Origin of the sequence: Actinoplanes sp. NPDC023936, from assembly GCF_040639325.1 — a bacterium.
Lineage (GTDB): Bacteria > Actinomycetota > Actinomycetes > Mycobacteriales > Micromonosporaceae > Actinoplanes.
On sequence record NZ_JBEZZR010000029.1, the window covers coordinates 97,141 to 117,517 of the forward strand.

Sequence of the window (20,377 nt, forward strand, 5' to 3'; positions counted from 1 at the left end):
GGGCGTCCGTATGTGATCGCGTTGGCCTCCATACCCACGAAAAAGCGGACGGAACGTCTGCGTAGGGTCGAGCTTCATGAAACCTCAACTGCTGTCCGCGTGGGCCGGGCACTGGACCGGCGACGGCACCGGCGTGACAGTGATCCTCCCGCCGCCGGGCACGGTCGGTTCCGGCGAGGTGCGCGGTGGCGCCCCGGCCACCCGGGAGTTCGCGCTGCTCGATCCGATCCGGATGGTCGACCGGGTGGACGCCGTGGTGCTCTCCGGCGGCTCCGCGTTCGGCCTCTCCGCCGCCGACGGCGTGATGGACCTGCTGCGCTCGCGCGGCCTCGGCTTCCCCACGCCACTCGGCCCGGTCCCGATCGTCGTCGGCATGTCGATGTTCGACGCCTCGGTCGCGGGCACGCCACCAGGCGCCGCGGCCGGGCGCGATGCCGCGCTTGCCGCTTTCCGCGGCGACAAGTTCCTGGTGGGTACGGTCGGAGCGGGCGCCGGCGCCACATCCGGCAAATGGCGGGGCGGCGTGGCGCCGGGCGGGCTGGGCGTGGCACACGGCCGCTCCGGCGACGCGTCGATTGCCGTGGTCGCCGTGGTGAACGCGTGGGGCGACGTGATCGGCGCCGACGGCCGGCCGATGTTCGTCACCGATCGAGGCAGTGGGCCCGGGGTCGTCACCGATCGAGGCAGCGGGCCCGTGTCGGATCCGTTCGGCATGACGAACACGACGATCGCGGTGGTGCTGACGGATGCGGCGCTGAACAAGACGCAGTGCCAGTTGGTGGCGCAGAGCGGGCACACGGGGTTCGCGCGGGCGCTGTACCCGGCACACTCCCGCTTCGACGGTGATGCCGTGGTGGCGCTGGCCACCGGCCCGGTGGAGACTGACCTGGACCTGCTCCGAGTCGTCGCGGCCGACGTGACAGCCGAGGCCATCCGAGCCGCCGTCGACCGCTGACCACAGGCGTAGCGTGCGGAGAGGGCATGCGAATCATCTCGGTATCAGCGCGCATTGATCTCGTCGGCGGCGCGGGTCCACTGACAAAGCCAGAGGACTGCGGCCGGCACACGATGCGGCTCCCGTCGGCACCGACACGGACCACCGAAGCCTCCGCTGGCACGGCCACGGCACACCGAAGCCTCCGCCAGCACGGATGAGGGTCCACTGAAACCGGATCGGCGAGGATGAGGGCACCGATGCGGTGCGTGTGATTCCATCCCTGCCCGGGCACAGGTGAAAGCGCACGATGATGTTACGTGCGCCCTGGCCACTGCTACTGCCGTCGCCGTCGCCATCCCGAGCGCGGGCCGACCTCCGGCTCGGTAGCGTTGGGGCCACTGACGGGGCCGGCGGTCGCCCGCGCCGGAGGGACGCCGTCAGGTGCGGAAGATGACGGGACGGATTAACTGCGGTTGGGGAGGTGGTGCGCGTACCCGTTCTGGTAGTCATTAATGATGTTGGTTGACTTCGCCGCGCCGGTCGCGGCCTCACCGGCCGAGGCAGAGACGGCAGCCGTGTCGGCGGAGCAGGTCGGCTATGACGGATTTCTGGCCGCCGAGACCAAGCACGACGTCTTCACGACGCTCGCCCTCGTCGCGCGGGCGACGTCGCAGATCAGCTTGCAGAGTGCGATCGCCGTGGCTTTCGCGCGGAATCCGATGAACGTCGCGGTGCTGGCCAACGACCTGCAGTTGATCAGTGAGGGGCGGTTCCGGCTGGGGCTGGGATCGCAGGTCAAGCCGCATATCGAGCGACGTTTCGCGATGCCGTGGAGCCGGCCGGCCGCCCGGATGGAGGAGTTCGTGGCCGCGCTGCGGGCGATCTGGCACTCGTGGGCGACGGGTGAGCGGCTGATGTTCCGCGGTGAGTTCTACAAGCACACGCTGATGACCGACTTCTTCAACCCGGGACCGAATCCGTCCGGGAATCCGCCGGTCGAGGTCGCGGCGGTCGGCGAGCGGATGATCACGACGGCCGGGCGCGTCGCGGATGGTCTGCTGGTGCACCCGCTGACCAGTCCGACATATCTCCGCGAGCGGATCCTGCCGTGTCTGCGTGACGCGCGCGGTGGCAACCTCGACGGGTTCACGCTGCAGATGAGCGCCATGGTGGTGCTCGGCGCGGACCCGGCAGCGCGGGCCCGTGCCGAGCAGGCGGTGCGCGGGCAGATCGCCTTCTACGCGTCCACCCCGGCCTACCGTCCCGTGCTCGACCTGCACGGATGGGGCGATCTCGCGGATCGGCTCAACGTGCTGTCGCGGCGGCAGCGGTGGCTGGAGATGGCCGCGGAGATCACTGATGACGTGCTCGACGCGTTCGCGGTGGCCGGTGACGCGGCGGCGGTGGCCGCCGGCCTGAAGGACCGCTTCGGTACGGCGATTGATCGCGTTTCGCTATATACGCCATACGAGGCAGACCGCTACCAGATCGCCGCCGTCCGCTCCGCTATTCGCGCGTGACCTCGATCGAGTCGACGCGGTCGGGGTAGAACGCCACGTGGTTGGTGATCGGGGCGACCGCGTCGTAGGGCTCGGTGTACTCCCAGATCGCGTCGACCGACTTCTCCCCGCCGACGGGGATCGAGTAGTAACCGGCCTCACCCTTGTACGGGCAGTAGCTCGTCGTGGCGGTCCGCTCCAGCAGGGACTGGTCCACGTCGATGAGCGGCACGTACCGCACCGGCGGATAGTTGGCCTCCTGCAACAGCAGCGCGTTGCGGGAGTCGGCGACCACCTTGCCGGCGACCGTCACGACGACCCGGTCGGTGCTCGGCCTGATCGTGATCGGGTGGTCCGGTCCTGGTTGCAGCCGAGGCTTCCCGGTCATGGCTTTCCCCTCTCGTCGATGCCTGTCGAGCCTATTACGCTGATCTTGTGCCGACCCCCGCGATCGAAGCCGCAGCCGCCGCCGGAATCCCCTACGACGTCATCCGTCACGGGCCGGTGAGCAGCGTCGAGGAGGCCGCCCAGGTGCAGGGCGTCGAGGTCCGTGACCTGGTCAAGACGCTGGTGGTGCGCCGGGCCGAGGGGGAGTACCTGTTCGTGCTCGTCCCCGGCGACCGCTCCATCTCGTGGCCGAAACTCCGGGCGCTGCTCGGTGTGAACCGGCTCTCGATGCCGGACGCGGCCACCGCCAAGGAGGCCACCGGTTACGAGCGCGGCACCATCACGCCGTTCGGCTCGGTCACGGCCTGGCCGGTGGTCGCCGACGAACGCACCCGGGGGCGGACCATCAGCCTCGGCGCGGGGGAGCGCGGCCTGGGGCTGCGGGTTGCGGCTGACGCCGCGATCAAGGCCCTTGAGGGTACGTTCGCCGACGTCACCGATTAGTTCTTGAGCGCTGCCGCGACGGCGTCGGACAGTGGCGTCACCGGGCGGCCGATCAGCTTCGCCAGGTCGTCCCGGTCGGTGTCCAGGTGGCCGTCGACGATCAGGCCGTCGGTCTCCGCGAGCATCTGCGCGTAGTGGTCCGGCAGCCCCGCGCCGACCAGCACCTTCTGGTACTCGGCGACCGGCAGGTTCTGGTACGAGACCGGCTTGCCGCTCTGCTTCGACACCTCGGCGGCCAGCTCCGACATGGTGAACGGCTCGCCGCCCAGCTCGTAGACGCCGGGCTCGCCGGCGAGCAGCACCGCGGCCGCCGCCTCGGCGTAGTCGGCCCGGGTGGCCGCGGCGATCCGGCCGTCGCCGGCGCTGCCCGCGATGGCGCCGGTGGCCAGCGCCCCGGCGATGCTGCCCGCGTAGTTCTCGGTGTACCAGCCGTTGCGCAGCAGCGCGTGCGGGAGACCCGTCGCGGCCAGCTTCTCCTCGGTGCCCCTGTGCTCCGGGGCGAGGCCGAGCGGGCTGCTGTCCGCGCGCAGCAGGCTGGTGTAGGCCACGAAGCCGACCCCGGCCGCCTTCGCCGCGTCGATCACGGCGGTGTGCTGCGGGAGCCGCTTGCCCACCTCGTTGCCGGAGATCAGCAGGAGCCGGTCCACACCCGCGAACGCGGCGGCCAGGGTCTCCGGACGGTCGTAGTCGGCCTCGCGAACCTGCACCCCGCGCGCCGCGAGGTCGGCGGTCTTGGTGGTGTCGCGCACCGTCGCGACGATGTCGCCCGGGGTGGCGCCGCGCGCGATCAGCGCGTCGACGACGAGGCGGCCGAGCTGGCCGGTGGCACCGGTGACGGCAATGGTGGTCATGGGGGGAGCTCCTTCTAGGTGAGTGCTGCGTTGAAGCATGCACTAACTTTTTGAAAGTGCCAACTCGGAGACGGTATCGTCTTTCTCATGAGCGACACGGTTGATGACCTGATCCCGAGCGTCTTCGCCCGTGACTGCGCGTCCCGGGGCGTGCTGACCGACGTCACCGGCCGCTGGGGCACCCTCGCTCTCGCCGCTCTGCACGAGGGGTCGTTCCGATTCAACGCGCTGCGCCGCAAGGTCGACGGCGTGAGCGAGAAGATGCTGGCCCAGACACTTCAGTCGCTGGAACGTGACGGCCTGGTCCGGCGCGAGGTGCAGGCCACCATCCCGCCGCGGGTGGAGTACAGCCTGACCGACCTCGGACAGCGCGTCGCCGCCCAGTTGGTAAACCTGATCGATCTGCTGGAGGGTGAGATCAACACCATGCGGGCGGCGCAGGAACAGTACGACCAGCTGAGATAAGTTTCGGTCGTGAGTCCTTCTATTCAGACCGACGTCCCGCCCTCCGGCACCGGCTGCGCCGAGTGCCTCGACACCGGCGGCTGGTGGTTCCACCTGCGCCGCTGTGCCGAGTGCGGCCACATCGGCTGCTGCGACACCTCGCCGTCCCAGCACGCCACGGCGCACTACAAGAGCAGCGGGCACCCGATCATCCAGTCCTTCGAGCCGGGTGAGGACTGGTTCTGGGACTACACGACCGAGCAGGCCGGCAGCGGCCCCGAGCTCGCACCGCCGACCAGCCGCCCCGATTCCCAGACGGTCCCCGGACCGGCCGGAGCGGTTCCGGCGGATTGGCGCAACAAGATCCATCGGTGACGTAGGATCAGATCGTCCGCTTCCGGACTTCCTGTTCGCCGAAACTTCAGTCCTCAGATGTATCCGTGCGTGGCCGATGGAACGTGCGTCGGACCATGGATGGAGGGCAGATGCGCGGCTTACAGAACATCGGCATAGCCAAGAGGCTTGGTGCCATCGTCGCCACGGGCGCCGTCGCCCTCGGGACGATGGCGACGATCACGTTGACCGGCCAGAACTCACTGGCAGACCAGGCCGAGGAGATCCGTAGTCTGGAAGCCGGCCTCGCGGCCCTCAACCACCTGAACAACCGGCAGAGCGAGCTCAAGGTCGACGCGTACCGGGCGGCGCTCGGGCACGACGTCAGCGGCGACGTGAAGGACGACGTCCAGTCGGCCGTGGACGCCGCCGACGCGGTGGTCGTCTCCGGCCTTCCGGCCGACATCGTCACCGAGTTCAACGGCTACCGGTCGGACTTCGACGACTTCAACACGTTCATCACCGAGTTCGTGACGGCCGGTGTGGCCGACCCGTCCTCGGTGGTGAATCGCACCGACGAGATCGCCGAGCGCAACGATGTCACCGACGGTGAGCTGGACACCCTCACCGAGACGGTGGAGTCCCAGGTCACGACGCAGAAGGCCGAGATGGCCAGCACCACGTCGTCGGTCCGCAACACCGCGATCATCGTGGCGCTCCTCGCGCTGGCCCTGCTGATCGGCATGGCCGTCCCGATGGTCCGCTCGATCCTCAACCCGATCCGCAAGCTCGGCGTCGTGATCGACGCCCTGGACCGGGGCGACCTCACCGTGCGCAGCGGCATCACCAGCCTCGACGAGCTCGGCACGATGGCCGCCAGTTTGGACCGCTCGCTCGACAAGGTGCAGAACTCGATGCAGACCATCGCCAAGGACGCCGACAAGCTGGCGACCGCGTCGACTCAGCTCGCCGCCGTATCCGGGCAGATCGCCGACGCCGTCGACAACACCGACCGGCAGAGCAGCTCGGCCACCGTCGAGGCCGACGAGATCTCCCGCAACGTGCAGACCGTCGCCGCCGGCTCCGAGGAGATGGGCCTGTCGATCCGCGAGATCTCCCGCAACGCGGCCGACGCCGCGCAGGTCGCCTCGATCGCGGTCTCCGAGGCCGCCGCCGCCACCGAGACCATCCGCAAGCTCGGCGAGTCGTCCGCCGAGATCGGCAACGTCATCAAGCTGATCACCAGCATCGCCGAGCAGACCAACCTGCTCGCCCTCAACGCCACCATCGAGGCCGCGCGGGCCGGCGAGATGGGCAAGGGCTTCGCGGTCGTCGCCAGCGAGGTCAAGGACCTGGCCCAGGAGACCGCCCGCGCCACCGAGGACATCGGCGCCCGGGTCACCGCGATCCAGCAGGACACCGGCGGCGCGGTCGAGGTCATCAACCGCATCTCCGAGGTCATCGCCCAGATCAACGACTTCCAGACCACGATCGCCTCGGCGGTCGAGGAGCAGACCGCCACCACCGGCGAGATGTCCCGCAGCATCGCCGAGGTGGCCGCCGGCTCCAGCCGGATCGCCGCCAACATCAGCGACGTCTCGTCGGCGAGCGCGGCCACCGTCGGTGGCGTCGCGCAGACCCGTCAGGCCAGCGAGGAGGTCTCGCGTACCGCTGAGGAGCTGCGCGGCCTGGTCGGCGCGTTCAAGTTCTGATCTTCGATCCCGGACAGAGAGCCGGTCGCCCTCCGGGGCGGCCGGCTCTTTTCTCATGCCGCTGTGCGCCCTGCCGATGAGGGGCGTATGCGTACCGCGATCGACGACTCACTCCGGTCGCGTCGCCGTACCATCGAGACCGCCGCCCTGGTGTCCCGCAGCATCGGCCTGCTCTACACGATCGTCTATGTGGCCGGGGTCGGCGGCTGGGCGCCGCCGCACGTCAGCGCCGGGATGCAGGTCGTCTGCTGGATGGGCATCGGCGCGATGTCGACGGCGAACGTGCTCGCCTGGTTCGGCCGCCGCAGGCCGGATTCCCGCTGGTACTCACCGTTCAGCGCCCTGCAGATCGCCCTCGACACGCTCACCATCGTGGCGTTCGTGGTGGTCGCCACGCGTGAGACACCGCAGGCCACCTGGCCCCTGCTCGGCCTCACCATCACCATCGCCGCGATCCGGCACCGCCTGCTCGGCGCCATGCTGGTCTACCTGGTGACGACGGTGGCGTACGCCGTGATGACGCCGGCGTCCGCCTCGTACGACATCGCCCTCGTGGTCGGCGTCAACCTGATGCTCGCGGTCATCAGCGGAACCCAGTCGACCGCCTTCTCCCGGCAGCTGCTCGCCCTGCAGGAGACCCGGCAGGCGCTGCATCACCAGGCCAATCACGATTCGCTGACGGGTCTGCCCAACCGCAGCCAGCTGGCGGAGTACGCGGCCTCGCGCTCCGGGCAGCCGCTGGGGGTGTTGCTGCTCGATCTGAACGGGTTCAAGCAGGTCAACGATGATTATGGGCATGCGGCGGGGGATCAGCTGCTGCATGAGGTGGGTGTGCGGTTGCGTGCGGCGCTGGGTTCCCGCACCGGTGGTTCTGGTGGTTCTGGTGGTTCTGGTGGTTCTGGTGGTTCTGGTGGTTCGGGTGGCTCGGGTGGCTCGGGTGGGGTCGGCTGTGGCGATCTCGCTGGGCGTCTCGGGGGTGACGAGTTCCTGGTGTTGCTCCCGGACGCCGACGCTGCCCGGGCCGCCCGGGTCGCGGACCGTATCCGCGACGCGATCCGCCAGCCGGTCCGCATCGCCGGGGACCGGGAGGTGACCGTCGGGGTGAGCATCGGCGTGGCCTTGCGTCCGGCCGGTGCCGAGACGACCTTGGACGCGCTGACCGCCGAGGCGGACGGGGAGATGTACCAGGAGAAACGCGCCCGCAACCTGGCCGCTTGATCGCTCCGGGCGCGGTCTTGCCGGTTTCTGGGCACACGGTCTTGCCGGCCCTTGGGCACACGCGAGCCGTAGTTGGAGCAGGTTATCCGGGCGTGTTGGCTGTGTGAGCTACGGCTCGGGTTGTCGGGCCGTAGCTGGGGCAGGTCATCCGGCCGTGTTGGCTGTGTGAGCTACGGCTTGGGTTGTCGGGCCGTAGCTGGGGCAGGTCATCCGGCCGTTTTGGCTGCCTGAGCTACGGCTCGCGTCACTGGGCCGTAGCTAAAGCAGGTTATTCGGGCGTTGTGGCTGTGTGGGCTACGGCTCGGACCGGCGGCCGTAGCCGGCGCATGATCGTATTGCGCCAGGTGCCGGGAATCGCGCGGCGCTCTGCCGGATAAATCCGAGAAGTGTCGTCTCGGTCGGGCGATCGGCGGTCACTTCCAGCTGGTCAGCACCTCGGACACCGTGGTCTCCCGAGGTGCGCTCGGGACGGCCGCCGGTGTGCGGGTGAATCGCGGTGCCGGCGCCGGCTGGCGCACCCCGTTCACCTCGACGAACGTTCCGCGGATCGCGTTGTGCGGATGCTCCGCCGCCTCGGCCGGGGTGAGCACCGGGCTCACGCAGGCGTCCAGTTCCGCGAAGACCGCGGCCCACTCGTCCCGGGTCCGCGTCGCGAATCGTTTGGTGAAGATCCGCCGCAGCTCGGGCCAGTCGGACCGATTCATCTGGGCCGGAAGTTCGTCCTCGGCGAGCCCCAGCCCCTGGAGCAGGGCCGCGTAGAACTGCGGTTCGAGCGCGCCGACCGCGAGATAGCCGCCGTCCGACGCCCGGTACGTGTCGTAGAACGGCGCCCCGCCGTCGAGCAGGTTCTCCCCGCGCCCGCCCCGCCACATGCCGCCCGCGATCATGCCGTGCAGGAACGTCATGAGCAGCGCCGATCCGTCGACCATCGCGGCGTCCACGACCTGGCCCTGCTGGGAGCGTTCCCGTTCGTGCAGAGCGGCGAGGATCCCGACGGCCAGCAGCATGCCGCCACCGGCGAAGTCGGCGAGCAGGTTGATCGGCGCGTGCGGGGGCTGACCCGGGCGGCCCAGCGGTTCGAGGGCTCCGGCGATCGCGAGGTAGTCGATGTCGTGGCCGGCGGCGGCGGCCAGTGGACCGTCCTGGCCCCAGCCGGTCATCCGCCCGTACACCAGTCGGGGGTTGATCTTCAAGCACTCGTCGGGGCCGAAGCCCAGACGCTCGGCGACCCCCGGCCGATAGCCCTCGACCAGGACGTCCGCCTGCGCGGCGAGGCTCAGCAACGCCTCGCGTCCCTCGCCGCTCTTGAGGTCGAGCGTGACCACGCGGCGGTTGCGCTGCAGCGGACCGGCCAGTCCGGTTCCGCCGGGGCGGTCCACCAGGACGACGTCGGCGCCGAGGTCGGAGAGGATCATGCAGCCGAACGGGCCGGGAGCGAGGCCGGCCAGTTCGACGACCTTGATTCCGTGCAGTGGTCCTTCACGGTCAGAGGACACGCGCGATCAGCTCCCTCATGATCTCGTTCGTGCCGCCGTAGATCTTCTGGACCCGAGCGTCCGCATACATCTTCGCGATCGGGTACTCGGTGGTGTACCCGTAGCCGCCGAAAATCTGCAGGCAGCGGTCGACGACCTCACACTGGCCCTCGGTGAGGTAGAGCTTCGCCATGGCCGCGGTCGCCACGTCCAGCTCACCACGCGCATGACGCTGGATGCAGTCATCCAGAAAGATCCGAGATGCCCGGGTACGGGTGGCGCAGTCGGCCAGCACCATCCGGGTGTTCTGGTGACCCAGCAACGGCTTGCCGAACGCGTGACGCTCCTTGGCGTACGCCGTCGCCAGCTCCACGGCACGCTGCATCGCGGCGACCGCGCCGACGGCGATGACCAGGCGTTCCTGGGGGAGCTGCTGCATCAGCTGGATGAAGCCGAGGTTCTCCGCGCCGCCCAGCAGGTTGGCGGCCGGCACCCGCATCTCATCGAAGAACAGCTCTGCCGTGTCGTTGGAGTGCAGGCCGATCTTCTCGATGGTCCGTCCCCGCCGGAAGCCCGCGGGATCGTTCCTCAGGTCGCAGATCAGCAGCGAGATGCCACGGGCTTTCGCGGACTGATCGGTCTTCACCGCGAGGATCAACAGGTCCGCCAGATACCCATTGGTGATGAAGGTTTTGGACCCGGTGACCATGTAGTCGTCGCCGTTACGGACCGCACGGGTCCGTATCGCCTGCACGTCCGAACCGCCGTCCGGTTCGGTCATCCCGATGGCGCCGATCAACTCGCCGCTGACCAGGCCGGGCAGCCACTGCTGTCTCTGCTCCTCGGTCCCGTAGTGGCTGATGTACCCGGTGACGATGCCACTGTGCACGGCGATGCCGAGGCTCCCCTCGCCGGCCAGTGTCTGTTCGTGCAGCAGCACGGCTTCGTGGGTGAAGTCGCCGCCCCCGCCGCCGTACTGTTCCGGCACCGAGAGGCCGAGCAGGCCGAGTTCGCCGGCGCGCCGGTAGTGCTCGCGGTCGGGGTGGCCCTGCTTCTCGAGGCGGCCGGCATGCGGGACCACCTCCTTCGTGAAGAAGGAGCGGGCCAGCTCGGCAAGGTCATCGTGTTCCGGCTTGCGCCACGGCTCGGTGTAGCCGTCCAGTCCAGGCGTCGACATCGATACACTGTCGATCGCTATTGGCGATGTGTCAACAAGCGACGTATGAATTGCTTGGATTCATCTGTACGCCCGATCAACAGTTGATTAATCATGTTGACGCGATCGTGTTGACTGATCAAGACATCGATGCAGTACCGATCGCGGGTCAACATGAATCGACGTGGCGCGCTGACATCGTCAGGTGATGTGGCCAGTGGTGACGTAGTGTCACGAGGTGCATGTCGAGGCGAGCCGCCGCCGGCGGATGGAACCGGACACCCGTCGAGGTGAGATCTTGACGGTGGCTGTCCGGTTGTTCGGGCGCCGTCCTTATTCAGACGTCTCGACAACAGATGTGGCCCGTGCTGCGGGAGTGGCCCGTGGTCTCGTCAACCACTACTTCGGTACGAAAAAGGACTTATACCTGGAAGTCGTCCGAGTCATGCTGACAGTGCCCGCCGTCGCACTGGAGCAGATCCCGCGGGACGAACCACTCGAACAGCGCGTCGACGCGATCGTCAACTGGTTCCTCGACGTCGTCTCCCGGCACAGCACGTCATGGCTGGCCGCGGTCAACGCCGGCGGCATGGCCGGTGATGCTGAAGTGGACGCCGTGATTGCTGAGGCGATCGATGTCGCTGCGGACGATGTGCTGGATGCGGTCGGACTGGGCGATGGTGCCAGTGAGGCGCTGCGAGGCATGGCCCGGTCATACGTGGGGCTGGCGGTGTTCACGGGACGGGAGTGGCTGCAGCGCGGCGTGTTGAGCCGGGAACAGGTGCACGCGCTGCTGGCGACCACCTTGCTGAACCTGGTGGAACGGGTGTTCCCCCGGGCGCGATGACGGACCGCGCGGTCCGGACCATCCGGTCCCACCACCGGACTGGACATCGCGCGGACTGGACAACATCGCGCGGACTGGACAACATCGCGCGGACTGGACAACATCGCGCGTGGACTTGAGAACGTCGCGCGTGGACTGGACAGCGTCGCGCGTGGACTGGACATCGCGCGTGGACGACAGCGCCTGCGGACTGGACATCGCGCGTGGACCGGCGGAATGTCGGTGCATGGGCAGCTATCGGGAGGCATACGCGCGCAGCATCAACGACCCGGACGGTTTCTGGCGTGACGCGGCCGGCGCCATTGACTGGGAACGATCACCGGAGCGGATCCTTGACGACACCGAGGCGCCGATCTTCCGGTGGTTCTCCGACGGGACACTCAAAACGTGCTGGAACGCCCTGGACCGGCATGTCGGGACGCGCGGCGACCAACTTGCGTTGATCTACGACAGTCCGGTCACGACGGTGGTGCGCTCCTACACGTACCGGGAAATGCGCGATCAGGTCGCGCTTTTCGCCGGCGCCTTGCGCCGCATCGGGGTGGAGGCCGGCGACCGGGTCGTCATCTACATGGCGATGGTGCCGGAAGCGGTCGTCGCGATGCTGGCCTGTGCGCGGATCGGCGCGGTCCACTCTGTCGTGTTCGGCGGGTTCGGCGCGCGTGAGCTGGCGGCTCGGATCGACGACGCGCGTCCGAAACTGATTATCGCGTCATCGTGCGGCATCGAAGCCGGGAAAATCGTGAAATATCAGTCCATGTTGGATTCGGGGTGTGATGAGGCGGCGCACGTGGCCGATCGGCGGATCATCCTGCAGCGCCCCCAGGCGCCGTTCGAGCTCAGAAAAGGCGACCTGACCTGGGACGACGCCCTCGACGGCGCGGAGCCGGCCGACTGTGTGCCGGTGCGCGCCACCGATCCGCTCTACATCCTCTACACGTCCGGCACGACCGGCCGGCCCAAGGGCGTGGTGCGCGACAACGGCGGCCACGCGGTCGCCCTGCGCTGGTCGATGGAGAACATCTTCGGGGTGCGCCCCGGCGACGTCTTCTGGGCGGCCTCGGACGTCGGCTGGGTGGTCGGGCACTCGTACATCGTCTATGCGCCGCTGCTCACCGGCGCCACCACGATCCTGTACGAGGGCAAACCGGTCGGCACCCCGGACGCCGGAGCGTTCTGGCGGGTCGCCGAGGAGCACCGGGTGTCGGTGCTGTTCACCGCGCCGACAGCTATCCGGGCGATCCGCCGCGAGGACCCGGACGGCAAGCTGACGGCGGGACGCGACCTGAGCGACCTGCGGCTGCTGTTCCTGGCGGGGGAGCGGCTGGACACGCCGACGTACACGTGGGCGGGTGATCTTCTGGGCATCCCGGTGATCGACAACTGGTGGCAGACCGAGACCGGCTGGCCGATCGCGGCCAGCCCGCGCGGCCTCGAGGACCTGCCGACGCGGCCGGGCTCGCCGTCGGTGCCGATGCCCGGCTATCGGGTCCGGGTCGTCGACGCCGCCGGCGCGGACGTGCCACCCGGCCAGGAGGGCTCGATCGTGATCGGGTTGCCGCTGCCGCCCGGGTGCCTGCCGACGCTCTGGGGCGACGACGAGCGGTTCGTGCGCTCCTACCTGTCGGCGTTCCAGGGCAACTACCTGACCGGCGACGGCGGCTTCGTCGACGCCGACGGTTATCTGTACGTGCTGGGCCGCACCGACGACGTGATCAACGTGGCCGGTCACCGGCTCTCCACGGGGTCGATGGAGGAGGTCCTGTCCGCGCATCCGGCGGTCGCCGAGTGCGCCGTGATCGGCGTCAGCGACCCGCTGAAGGGCCAGGTCCCCCGCGGGCTCGTGGTGGCGAAAGCCGGGATGACCGCGGACCCGGCGGAACTCGTCGCGTTCGTCCGCGAGCGGATCGGCGCGGTGGCCGCGCTGCGCCGGGTCGACGTCGTGACGGCGCTGCCGAAGACCCGCTCGGGCAAGATTCTGCGCGGCACGATGCGGGGGATCGCGGACGGCCGCGAGGAGCCGGTCCCGTCCACGATCGAGAACCCGGACGTGCTGGACGCCCTGCGCCCGATCCTGCGACGTCAGACCTGAGGGGTCGGTGTGCGGCGCCGGCGGTGACCGGGGAGCCGGCGCCGCACACCGAGTCAGTGGGTGGAACCGCCCGGCCCGTACGCGGTCAGGAACCTGTCCCGGAAGGCGTTCATCGGCCAGACCGGGGCGTCGGTGGCCGGCTTGAGGCCGGTCGTCCAGCCCCAGCTGTCGATCCGCTTGAGCACCGCCGGATCCTTGGCGACCACGGTGATCGGGACGTCGTGGCTGGCGTTCTCGCCGGAGACCACCTTGGACGGCTGGTGGTCGCCGAGGAACACCAGGACGAGGTCGTCGTCGCCGTACTTCCGGACCCAGTCGAGCAGAGTCGTCAGCGTGTATTGAATCGACTTGCCGTACGCGGCGCGGACCTTGGGCGTGCTGCCCCAGATGTCGGCCTTCTTCGGCGCGTTCGCGACGATGCCGTCGTAGATCGAGCCGTCGCCCACCTGCTCCCAGTCCAGGAACTCCGGGATCGGCGCCCACGGGGTGTGGCTGGAGACCAGCGGCATCTCCACCATGAGCGGCCGGCGGCCGGGCTTGGCGTACTCAAGTTCGGTGAACTTCTTCAGCGTGTACTGGTCGGGCATCGGCGCCCAGCTGAACTTCGGGCCCTGATATCCGAGGTTGCGGCTGTCCCAGACCCGGTTGTAGCCGTAGAACGTGCCTTCCGGCCAGGCCCGGGTCGCGCCCGGCATGACGCTCACGGTGTCCCACTGGGCGCCCCGGAACGCGCTGGTCAGGGTGAGCCGGTTGCTCGCGGTCAGGTTGCGGTACCGGCTCTGGTTATTGATCCAGAGGCCGGAGAGCAGGGTCGAGTGGGCCAGCCAGCTGCTGCCGCCGAACGTCGGCGAGGTGAGCCAGCCGCTGCGCGCCGCGAACCCGGCGGCGGTGAGCTGGGCGGCGCCGCGATCGAGCACGGCGTCGACGCCGGGCGCCAGCTCGGGGGACTCGACCGCGTTGCGCCCGTAGCTCTCCACGAAGGTGAAGATGACGTCCTTGCCGGCCAGCCCGGTGAGCATCCGGTCGGCGGGCGTGGCGCCGAACGGGTCGTTCTTGATCTCGTTGGCGAAGGCGGCGCTGTTGGCGATGCCGGCCTTGGCCTGCCGGGCCCGGTCGTAGGCGTAGGTGACGCTGCTGCGGGCCGCGATCGGCACCTTCGGGACGACCTGCACCCCGACCAGGAAGGCGGCGATCCAGGCGGCGGCGATCCCGCTTGCGGTGTACGCGGAGACCCGCCGATGCCGCCCGATCAGGGACGCGACCCGGAGGACCGCCCAGGTGGTGACGCTGAGAACGGCGACCGGCAGCAGCACGACGGCGGCGATCGCCCCGTAGGCGGAGGCCTGGCCGTAGGAGTCGCGGATGAAGCCGTACGTGTCGTCGAAGAGGATCCAGTCGAGGACCGGGTCGAACGGGCGGTTCAGGATCTCGAACCAGCCCATGTCGAGGGACTTCTCGACGATCAGCCAGCCGAGGACGAGGCCGCCGATGACGGCGAGGATCTTCCGGGGGCGGCGTGGCACCACGATCAGCAGCGCGATGCCGAGGGCGGCCTCGATCGGGATACGGGCGAAGCCACCGAGGCTGAGCCGTTTGAGCACGTTCGGATAGACGAGTGCGGCGAAGACGATGACGCAGGCCAGGACGGTCAGAGCCAGCTGGAAACGCGGGTGACCCAGCAACCGCCGTACCCGATGGGGCTCTTTCGGCGGCGCCGCCGCCGGGGTCTCCGCCGCGGGCGGTTCCGCGGTGTCGGAAGCGAGCGCGGTGTCGGAAGCGGGCGGATCGGCGAGGTCTGTCGGCTGCACGTCATGGGGAACGGACAGCCCGCCGCGATAGTTCAAAAGCGGTCGCCGGTCACAGCCCCTTGCCTAACTCCTATTTTGGCTATAGGAATAATGGCCAAGGGCGAAACTGGAGGTTCCCGCATGACACTGCAATTGGCTGTCGCCTTGGACGGGGACTCGTTCGCCGCCGCCGACTGGGTCGGCTGGGCGCGGCAGGCGGACGAGGCGCGGCTCGACTTCGTGACGTTCGACGACCAGTTCGGGCGGCGCGGCCCGGACGCGGTGCTGACCGCGGCCCGGGTCGCCCCGCTGACCCGCCACATCGGGCTGGTTCCGGTCGCCACCACCACGCACACCGAGCCGTTCCACCTCTCCACGGCGCTGGCCACGCTCGACTACGCGAGCAAGGGCCGGGCCGGCTGGCAGGTGCGGGTCTCCGGCGACCCGGCCGAGGCGGCGCTGCTCGGCCCTTGCTCGCCCCTCGGCGTCGACGAGCTCTTCGAGGAGGCCGTCGACGCGGTCGAGGTGGTGCGGCGGCTCTGGGACAGCTGGCAGGACGACGCGATCATCAAGGACGTCACGACCGGGCGGTTCATCGATCGGGACCGGCTGCACTACATCGCGTTCGACGGCAAGTACTTCTCGGTGAAGGGCCCGTCGATCGTGCCGCGGCCGCCGCAGGGCCAGCCGGTGGTGGCCGCCCTCGCGCACGGCCCGCAGGCCTGGCAGTTCGCGGCCACCGCGGCCGACCTGGTCTTCATCACGCCGGCCGACGCCGACGACGCCGCCAAGATCAAGTCCAGGCTGGACCCGGGGCTGAAGGTGTTCGCGGACATCGGGGTGTTCTTCGGCCCGGGAGCGGCGCCGTCCGACGCCGCCGTCTTCACCGGTACGGTTCCGCAGCTCGCCGACCTGATCGGCGGCTGGGCCGCGTCCGGCATCGACGGCATCCGGCTGCGTCCCGGCCTGCTCAGCCGCGACGTCGGCGAGATCACCCGGGAGCTGGTGCCGGAGCTGCGCCGCCGCGGCCTGTTCGAGCCGTCGGCCGCCGTCACCCTGCGCGAACGGCTGGGCCTGCCGGTCGCCATCAACCGTTACGAGCGGCGCGCTGCCAACGGCGGCGCCGCGGGCGCCGCGCGCCCGGAGGGAGTCCCCGTTGCCTAAGCAGATCATTCTCGCCGCGCACTTCCCGGGCGTGAACAACACGACGGTCTGGAGCGACAGCCGATCCGGCAGCCAGATCGAGTTCGACTCCTTCGCATACCTGGCCCGGACCGCCGAACGCGGCAAGTTCGACTTCTTCTTCCTCGCCGAAGGGCTCCGCCTGCGCGAGCAGCGCGGGCTCATCCACGACCTGGACGTGGTCGGCCGGCCGGACACGCTGACGGTCCTGGCCGCCCTCGCCGCTGTCACCACCCACCTGGGCCTGGCCGGGACGCTGAACGCCACCTATCACGAGCCCTACGAGCTGGCCCGGCAGCTGGCCACCCTCGACCACCTCTCCGGCGGGCGGGCCGCGTGGAACGTGGTCACCTCGCCGGGGGCGTTCTTCGGGGAGAACTTCCGGCGCGGCGGGTTCCTCGACCACGCGGACCGATACGTCCGGGCGGCCGAGTTCATCGAGGCCGCGCGGACGCTGTGGGACAGCAACGGATCGGACTTCTCGATCACCTCGTCGCAGTTCGACATCGCCGGTCGCTTCGGGGTGCCGCGCAGCCCGCAGGGACACCCGGTCGTGCTCCAGGCCGGCGACTCCGAGGGCGGCCGCGAGCTGGCGGCCCAGCACGCCGACGCGATCTTCTCCCGGCACCACCAGCTGGAGGACGCGCGGGTCTTCTACCGCGACGTCAAGCAGCGGGTGATCAGACACGGTCGCGACCCGGACAGCCTGAAGATCATTCCGGGCGTCTCCTACGTGCTGGGGGACAGCGACGCCGACGCGCAGGAGAAGGCGCATCACATCCGGCGTCAGCAGGTCAGCCCGCAGACGGCGATCCTGTTGCTGGAGCAGCTCTGGAACCGGGACCTGTCCGCCTACGACGCGGACGGGCCGCTCCCGGAGATCGATCCCCTGCTCGACGAGGACGACACGATCATCAAGGGCCGCGCCGGCATGTACCCGGACCGCCTGAAGACCGCCGCCGAGTGGCGGGCGCTCGCCGAGGCCAAGAAGCTGTCGATCCGTGACCTGATCATCGAGGTGACCGGGCGGCAGAACTTCATCGGCACCGCGGAGCGGGTCGCCGAGCAGCTCGACGAGTACGTCCAGACCGACGCCTGCGACGGCTTCATCCTGGTCTCACACCTGACCCCGGCGGGCCTGGACGACTTCGTGGACCAGGTGGTCCCGCTCCTGCAGGAACGCGGCGTCTTCCGGACCGAGTATTCCGGCGGGACGCTGCGGGACAACCTCGGCCTGTCGAAAGGGCGGTAAGCCACCATGTCCGTTCCCCTCTCCGTGCTCGACCTCTCGCCGCTCGTCTCCGGTGACCGCGGACCCGCCGACGCCCTGCGCCGGACCCTCGACCTGGCCCGCAACGCCGAACAGTTCGGCTACCACCGGTACTGGGTCGCCGAGCACCACTTCACCCCGGGCGTGGCCAGCTCCCAGCCGGCGCTGCTGCTCGGCCAGATCGCGGCCGCCACCGATCACATCCGGCTCGGCTCCGGCGCGGTGCAGACCGGCCACCAGACCGCACTGACCATCGTGGAGCAGTTCGGCCTGCTCGACGCCCTCTACCCGGGCCGCTTCGACCTCGGCATCGGCCGCTCCGGCCAGGCCAAGAACGAGGTGCTGCGGGAGAAGGCGAAGAACGCCGAACCGCAGGAGGAGCGCGTCGTCGACGGCCTGCTCATCCCGAAGCCGTTCTCCTGGGCGCCGATCTTCGCCTCCAAACGCACCGCCCTCGCCTCCGGCCTGCTCACCCTGCCCGGCGCCGAGTCGCTGCCGCTGAACGAGGTCCTGGACCAGATCTTCGCGCTGCTCGGCGGCCCGGTCAGCGACGGCGAGGGGAACGAGGTCACCGCCGTTCCCGGCGCCGGCGCCGACCTCCAGGTGTGGCTGCTCGGCTCCAGCGGCGGCGAGAGCGCCCGGACGGCCGGCGCCCGGGGCTTGCCGTTCGCCGCCAACTACCACGTCGCCCCGGCGAAGGTGCTGGAGGCGGCTGACGCGTACCGGGACAGCTTTGTGCCCTCGGCGACGCTGAGCGCGCCGCGCCTGATGGTCTCGGCCGACGTGCTGGTCGCGGAGGACGACGAGACGGCTCGGCGCCTGGCGGCGCCGTTCGCCCTGTGGGTGCACAGCATCCGGACCGGGCTCGGCGCGGTGCCGTTCCCCAGCATCGAGGAGGCTTCCGGGTACGCGTGGACGGAGGAGGCCCGCGCACGGGTGGCCGACCGGGTCGACACGCAGTTCGTCGGCTCGCCGCAGACGGTGGCCGAGCGGTTGCGCACCTTGCAGCGGGTGACCGGCGCCGACGAGCTGCTGATCACCACGATCGCCCACCGGCACGCGGATCGGGTCCGCTCCTACGAGCTGCTCGCCAAGGAGTGGCGCGGCTAGCCGGCGGACCGTCAGCACGATCTCCCGGCTCCACGGCTTGCCGGACCGCGCGGTCCCGAGCACGGGGGCGCCGCGCTGCCTGGCGCGTCACTGATCCCCCGGATGATTGACGGATCCGGATCCTGGCCGGTTGCCGGGCCGGCCCGGGCCACCATCAGCGTGTGGAGTTACGGCAGCTGAGCTATGTGGAGGCGGTGGCCCGTTACGGCGGGTTCACCCGGGCCGCCGAACGTCTGCACGTCGCCCAGTCGGCGGTGTCCGCCCAGATCAAGGCCCTCGAGGCGGAACTCGGGCTGGCACTGTTCGCCCGCACCACACGGCGGGTGGCGCTGACCCCGGCGGGTGAGCTGTTCGTGGCGCGGGCGCGGCGTGTCCTCGCCGAACTCGACGGCGCCCGCACCGAGATCCACGAGATCACGTCGGTGGTGCACGGCCGGGTCAGCCTCGGGGCGACGGCCGCGCTCGGGCCGTACGATCTGCCGCAGGCCCTGACCCGCTTCCGGGACCGTTTCCCGGGTATCGCGCTGCGCCTGCGCAGCGGCCTGGTGACCGGCCTGCTCGGTGCGCTCGACGAGGGCGAGCTGGACCTGGTGGTGGGTCCCGTGCACGCCGACCTCCCGCCGCGGTTCGACGCGTTGCCGCTCGCCGACGAGCACCTGCTGCTCGCGCTGCCGATCGGCCACGCGCTGTCCCGCGCCGGCCGTCTGACGCTGGGCGAGGCGCGCGACGAGCCGTTCGTCAGCCTGCCGCCGGGCAGCGGGCTGCGCTGGATCCTGGAGGACGCGGCCCGGTCGGCGGGTTTCACGCCCCGGGTCGAGTTCGAAACGGCGAGCCCGGCCGGGATCCGCGATCTGGTGGCGGCGGGCCTCGGCGTCGGCCTGCTGTCAAAATCGGTCGCTGAGGCGCCGGGTCCGGCCATCTCGATCCGCGGTCTGCATCCGGCGCCGGTGCATCCGCCGATCGGGGTCATGCACTCGCGCGATCGTCCGCTGAGCCCGGCCGCTCAGTCCTGCCGGCATCATCTCGTCGAGGTGGCCGGCCTGCAGACCGACCCGTTCCACCGCGCTGACCCCACCGAAGAGCCGCTCTGACCCGGCATGATGCCGTTCCGTGGCCGGGCCGCTGGGCCGCTGGGCCGCTGGGCCGCCGGGCCGCTGGGCCGCTGGGCCGCTGGGCCGCTGGGCCGGCCGCTGGGCCGCTGGGCCGGCCGCTGGGCCGGGCCGCTGGGCCGCTGGGCCGGGTCCCTGGTTGGAGGCCGTTTGGCATGAGTCGGGTGCGACCGCGTGCCAGGGCTCACGGCCGCCGCGTGGATCGATCCGCAGGGCAGATCAGGATGTCGCGCTGTTCGGGGGGCGCTGTTCGGGGGCGCTGTTCGGGGGGTCGCGCTGATCGAGGGGTCGCGCTGTTCGGGAGGACCGGCGGTGCCCGCGTGGATGAGGGCACACGCATCGGCATCGTGCGCCCGCGCCTACGCCAGAGAGCCTGTTGCTTTTTGGCTACGGTGGTTACGGGTGACTAGCCACTTTGATCCATGTTTGTGATCATTTAGGGGTGGCGAAGTGGTATCGGCCGG

Annotated in this window: 18 protein-coding genes; 13 read left to right on the forward strand and 5 right to left on the reverse strand. The window is 69.9% G+C overall.

Annotated features, from left to right (window positions below):
• The first annotated feature begins 76 nt into the window (after positions 1 to 76).
• Both AB0F72_RS30055 and AB0F72_RS30060 read left to right on the forward strand, forming a co-directional pair.
• Positions 77 to 955, forward strand: a complete 879-nt coding sequence (locus AB0F72_RS30055) for a P1 family peptidase (RefSeq protein WP_360437945.1) — start codon at positions 77 to 79, stop codon at positions 953 to 955.
• Between the two features lie 494 nt (positions 956 to 1,449).
• Positions 1,450 to 2,457 (forward strand): TIGR03617 family F420-dependent LLM class oxidoreductase, encoded by a 1,008-nt coding sequence (locus tag AB0F72_RS30060; protein WP_360437948.1) that lies wholly within the window; start codon positions 1,450 to 1,452, stop codon positions 2,455 to 2,457.
• On the opposite strand, the gene AB0F72_RS30065 is transcribed toward AB0F72_RS30060, so the two are convergent.
• Complete coding sequence (locus AB0F72_RS30065) at positions 2,444 to 2,824, reverse strand: DUF427 domain-containing protein (protein ID WP_360437951.1); 381 nt, start codon at positions 2,822 to 2,824, stop codon at positions 2,444 to 2,446. The genes AB0F72_RS30060 and AB0F72_RS30065 overlap by 14 nt on opposite strands.
• 47 nt (positions 2,825 to 2,871) lie before the next feature.
• Here AB0F72_RS30065 and AB0F72_RS30070 point away from each other — a divergent pair, with 47 nt between their 5' ends.
• Positions 2,872 to 3,327, forward strand: a complete 456-nt coding sequence (locus AB0F72_RS30070) for a YbaK/EbsC family protein (protein WP_360437954.1) — start codon at positions 2,872 to 2,874, stop codon at positions 3,325 to 3,327.
• Here AB0F72_RS30070 and AB0F72_RS30075 read toward each other — a convergent pair.
• A complete protein-coding gene (locus AB0F72_RS30075) occupies positions 3,324 to 4,178 on the reverse strand; it encodes an SDR family oxidoreductase (RefSeq protein WP_360437957.1) in 855 nt (284 codons plus the stop codon). The genes AB0F72_RS30070 and AB0F72_RS30075 overlap by 4 nt on opposite strands.
• An 87-nt stretch (positions 4,179 to 4,265) precedes the next feature.
• On the opposite strand from AB0F72_RS30075, the gene AB0F72_RS30080 reads away from it, so the two are divergent.
• From AB0F72_RS30080 to AB0F72_RS30095, 4 genes are all read left to right on the forward strand, one after another.
• Positions 4,266 to 4,643 (forward strand): helix-turn-helix domain-containing protein, encoded by a 378-nt coding sequence (locus AB0F72_RS30080; RefSeq protein WP_360437960.1) that lies wholly within the window; start codon positions 4,266 to 4,268, stop codon positions 4,641 to 4,643.
• Between the two features lie 9 nt (positions 4,644 to 4,652).
• Positions 4,653 to 4,997, forward strand: coding sequence for a UBP-type zinc finger domain-containing protein (locus tag AB0F72_RS30085; protein ID WP_360437963.1), 345 nt, complete (start codon positions 4,653 to 4,655; stop codon positions 4,995 to 4,997).
• Positions 4,998 to 5,107: 110 nt separating this feature from the next.
• Entirely contained in the window at positions 5,108 to 6,667 is a 1,560-nt protein-coding gene (locus AB0F72_RS30090) for a methyl-accepting chemotaxis protein (RefSeq protein ID WP_360437966.1), read from the forward strand.
• A gap of 87 nt (positions 6,668 to 6,754) precedes the next feature.
• The gene (locus AB0F72_RS30095) at positions 6,755 to 7,885 is read left to right on the forward strand and encodes a GGDEF domain-containing protein (protein WP_360437969.1); all 1,131 of its coding nucleotides are present in this window, start codon (positions 6,755 to 6,757) and stop codon (positions 7,883 to 7,885) included.
• Positions 7,886 to 8,298: 413 nt separating this feature from the next.
• On the opposite strand, the gene AB0F72_RS30100 is transcribed toward AB0F72_RS30095, so the two are convergent.
• Together AB0F72_RS30100 and AB0F72_RS30105 are read right to left on the reverse strand one after the other, a co-directional pair.
• Positions 8,299 to 9,381, reverse strand: coding sequence for a CaiB/BaiF CoA-transferase family protein (locus AB0F72_RS30100; RefSeq protein WP_360437972.1), 1,083 nt, complete (start codon positions 9,379 to 9,381; stop codon positions 8,299 to 8,301).
• Entirely contained in the window at positions 9,371 to 10,537 is a 1,167-nt protein-coding gene (locus tag AB0F72_RS30105; protein WP_360437975.1) for an acyl-CoA dehydrogenase family protein, read from the reverse strand. The genes AB0F72_RS30100 and AB0F72_RS30105 overlap by 11 nt, the downstream gene beginning before the upstream one ends.
• Before the next feature lie 217 nt (positions 10,538 to 10,754).
• On the opposite strand from AB0F72_RS30105, the gene AB0F72_RS30110 reads away from it, so the two are divergent.
• A complete protein-coding gene (locus AB0F72_RS30110; protein ID WP_360437978.1) occupies positions 10,755 to 11,363 on the forward strand; it encodes a TetR/AcrR family transcriptional regulator in 609 nt (202 codons plus the stop codon).
• A 226-nt stretch (positions 11,364 to 11,589) separates the two neighbouring features.
• Entirely contained in the window at positions 11,590 to 13,455 is a 1,866-nt protein-coding gene (locus tag AB0F72_RS30115; RefSeq protein WP_360437981.1) for an AMP-binding protein, read from the forward strand.
• A 53-nt stretch (positions 13,456 to 13,508) separates the two neighbouring features.
• Here AB0F72_RS30115 and AB0F72_RS30120 read toward each other — a convergent pair whose 3' ends face one another.
• The gene (locus AB0F72_RS30120) at positions 13,509 to 15,263 is read right to left on the reverse strand and encodes a sulfatase (RefSeq protein ID WP_360437984.1); all 1,755 of its coding nucleotides are present in this window, start codon (positions 15,261 to 15,263) and stop codon (positions 13,509 to 13,511) included.
• A 90-nt stretch (positions 15,264 to 15,353) separates the two neighbouring features.
• Between AB0F72_RS30120 and AB0F72_RS30125 the strand changes: the two genes are divergently transcribed.
• The 4 genes from AB0F72_RS30125 to AB0F72_RS30140 all read left to right on the forward strand — a co-directional run bounded on the left by AB0F72_RS30125 (position 15,354) and on the right by AB0F72_RS30140 (position 19,895).
• Positions 15,354 to 16,406, forward strand: a complete 1,053-nt coding sequence (locus tag AB0F72_RS30125; RefSeq protein ID WP_360437987.1) for an LLM class flavin-dependent oxidoreductase — start codon at positions 15,354 to 15,356, stop codon at positions 16,404 to 16,406.
• Positions 16,399 to 17,676, forward strand: coding sequence for an LLM class flavin-dependent oxidoreductase (locus tag AB0F72_RS30130; protein WP_360437990.1), 1,278 nt, complete (start codon positions 16,399 to 16,401; stop codon positions 17,674 to 17,676). The genes AB0F72_RS30125 and AB0F72_RS30130 overlap by 8 nt, the downstream gene beginning before the upstream one ends.
• Before the next feature lie 6 nt (positions 17,677 to 17,682).
• Entirely contained in the window at positions 17,683 to 18,804 is a 1,122-nt protein-coding gene (locus AB0F72_RS30135; RefSeq protein ID WP_360437993.1) for an LLM class flavin-dependent oxidoreductase, read from the forward strand.
• A gap of 161 nt (positions 18,805 to 18,965) precedes the next feature.
• Positions 18,966 to 19,895: a LysR family transcriptional regulator gene (locus tag AB0F72_RS30140; protein ID WP_360437996.1), complete on the forward strand. Its 930-nt coding sequence runs from the start codon at positions 18,966 to 18,968 to the stop codon at positions 19,893 to 19,895.
• Positions 19,896 to 20,377 lie beyond the last annotated feature (482 nt).

Bases quoted from the DNA above. Each gene is read 5' to 3' on its own strand.
- AB0F72_RS30125 (WP_360437987.1), top strand. From the start codon at position 15,354: ATGGCCAAGGGCGAAACTGGAGGTTCCCGCATGACACTGCAATTGGCT.
- AB0F72_RS30075 (WP_360437957.1), bottom strand. From the start codon at position 4,178: ATGACCACCATTGCCGTCACCGGTGCCACCGGCCAGCTCGGCCGCCTC.
- AB0F72_RS30065 (WP_360437951.1), bottom strand. From the start codon at position 2,824: ATGACCGGGAAGCCTCGGCTGCAACCAGGACCGGACCACCCGATCACG.
- AB0F72_RS30090 (WP_360437966.1), top strand. From the start codon at position 5,108: ATGCGCGGCTTACAGAACATCGGCATAGCCAAGAGGCTTGGTGCCATC.
- AB0F72_RS30135 (WP_360437993.1), top strand. From the start codon at position 17,683: ATGTCCGTTCCCCTCTCCGTGCTCGACCTCTCGCCGCTCGTCTCCGGT.
- AB0F72_RS30115 (WP_360437981.1), top strand. From the start codon at position 11,590: ATGGGCAGCTATCGGGAGGCATACGCGCGCAGCATCAACGACCCGGAC.
- AB0F72_RS30080 (WP_360437960.1), top strand. From the start codon at position 4,266: ATGAGCGACACGGTTGATGACCTGATCCCGAGCGTCTTCGCCCGTGAC.
- AB0F72_RS30055 (WP_360437945.1), top strand. From the start codon at position 77: ATGAAACCTCAACTGCTGTCCGCGTGGGCCGGGCACTGGACCGGCGAC.
- AB0F72_RS30060 (WP_360437948.1), top strand. From the start codon at position 1,450: ATGATGTTGGTTGACTTCGCCGCGCCGGTCGCGGCCTCACCGGCCGAG.
- AB0F72_RS30095 (WP_360437969.1), top strand. From the start codon at position 6,755: ATGCGTACCGCGATCGACGACTCACTCCGGTCGCGTCGCCGTACCATC.
- AB0F72_RS30105 (WP_360437975.1), bottom strand. From the start codon at position 10,537: ATGTCGACGCCTGGACTGGACGGCTACACCGAGCCGTGGCGCAAGCCG.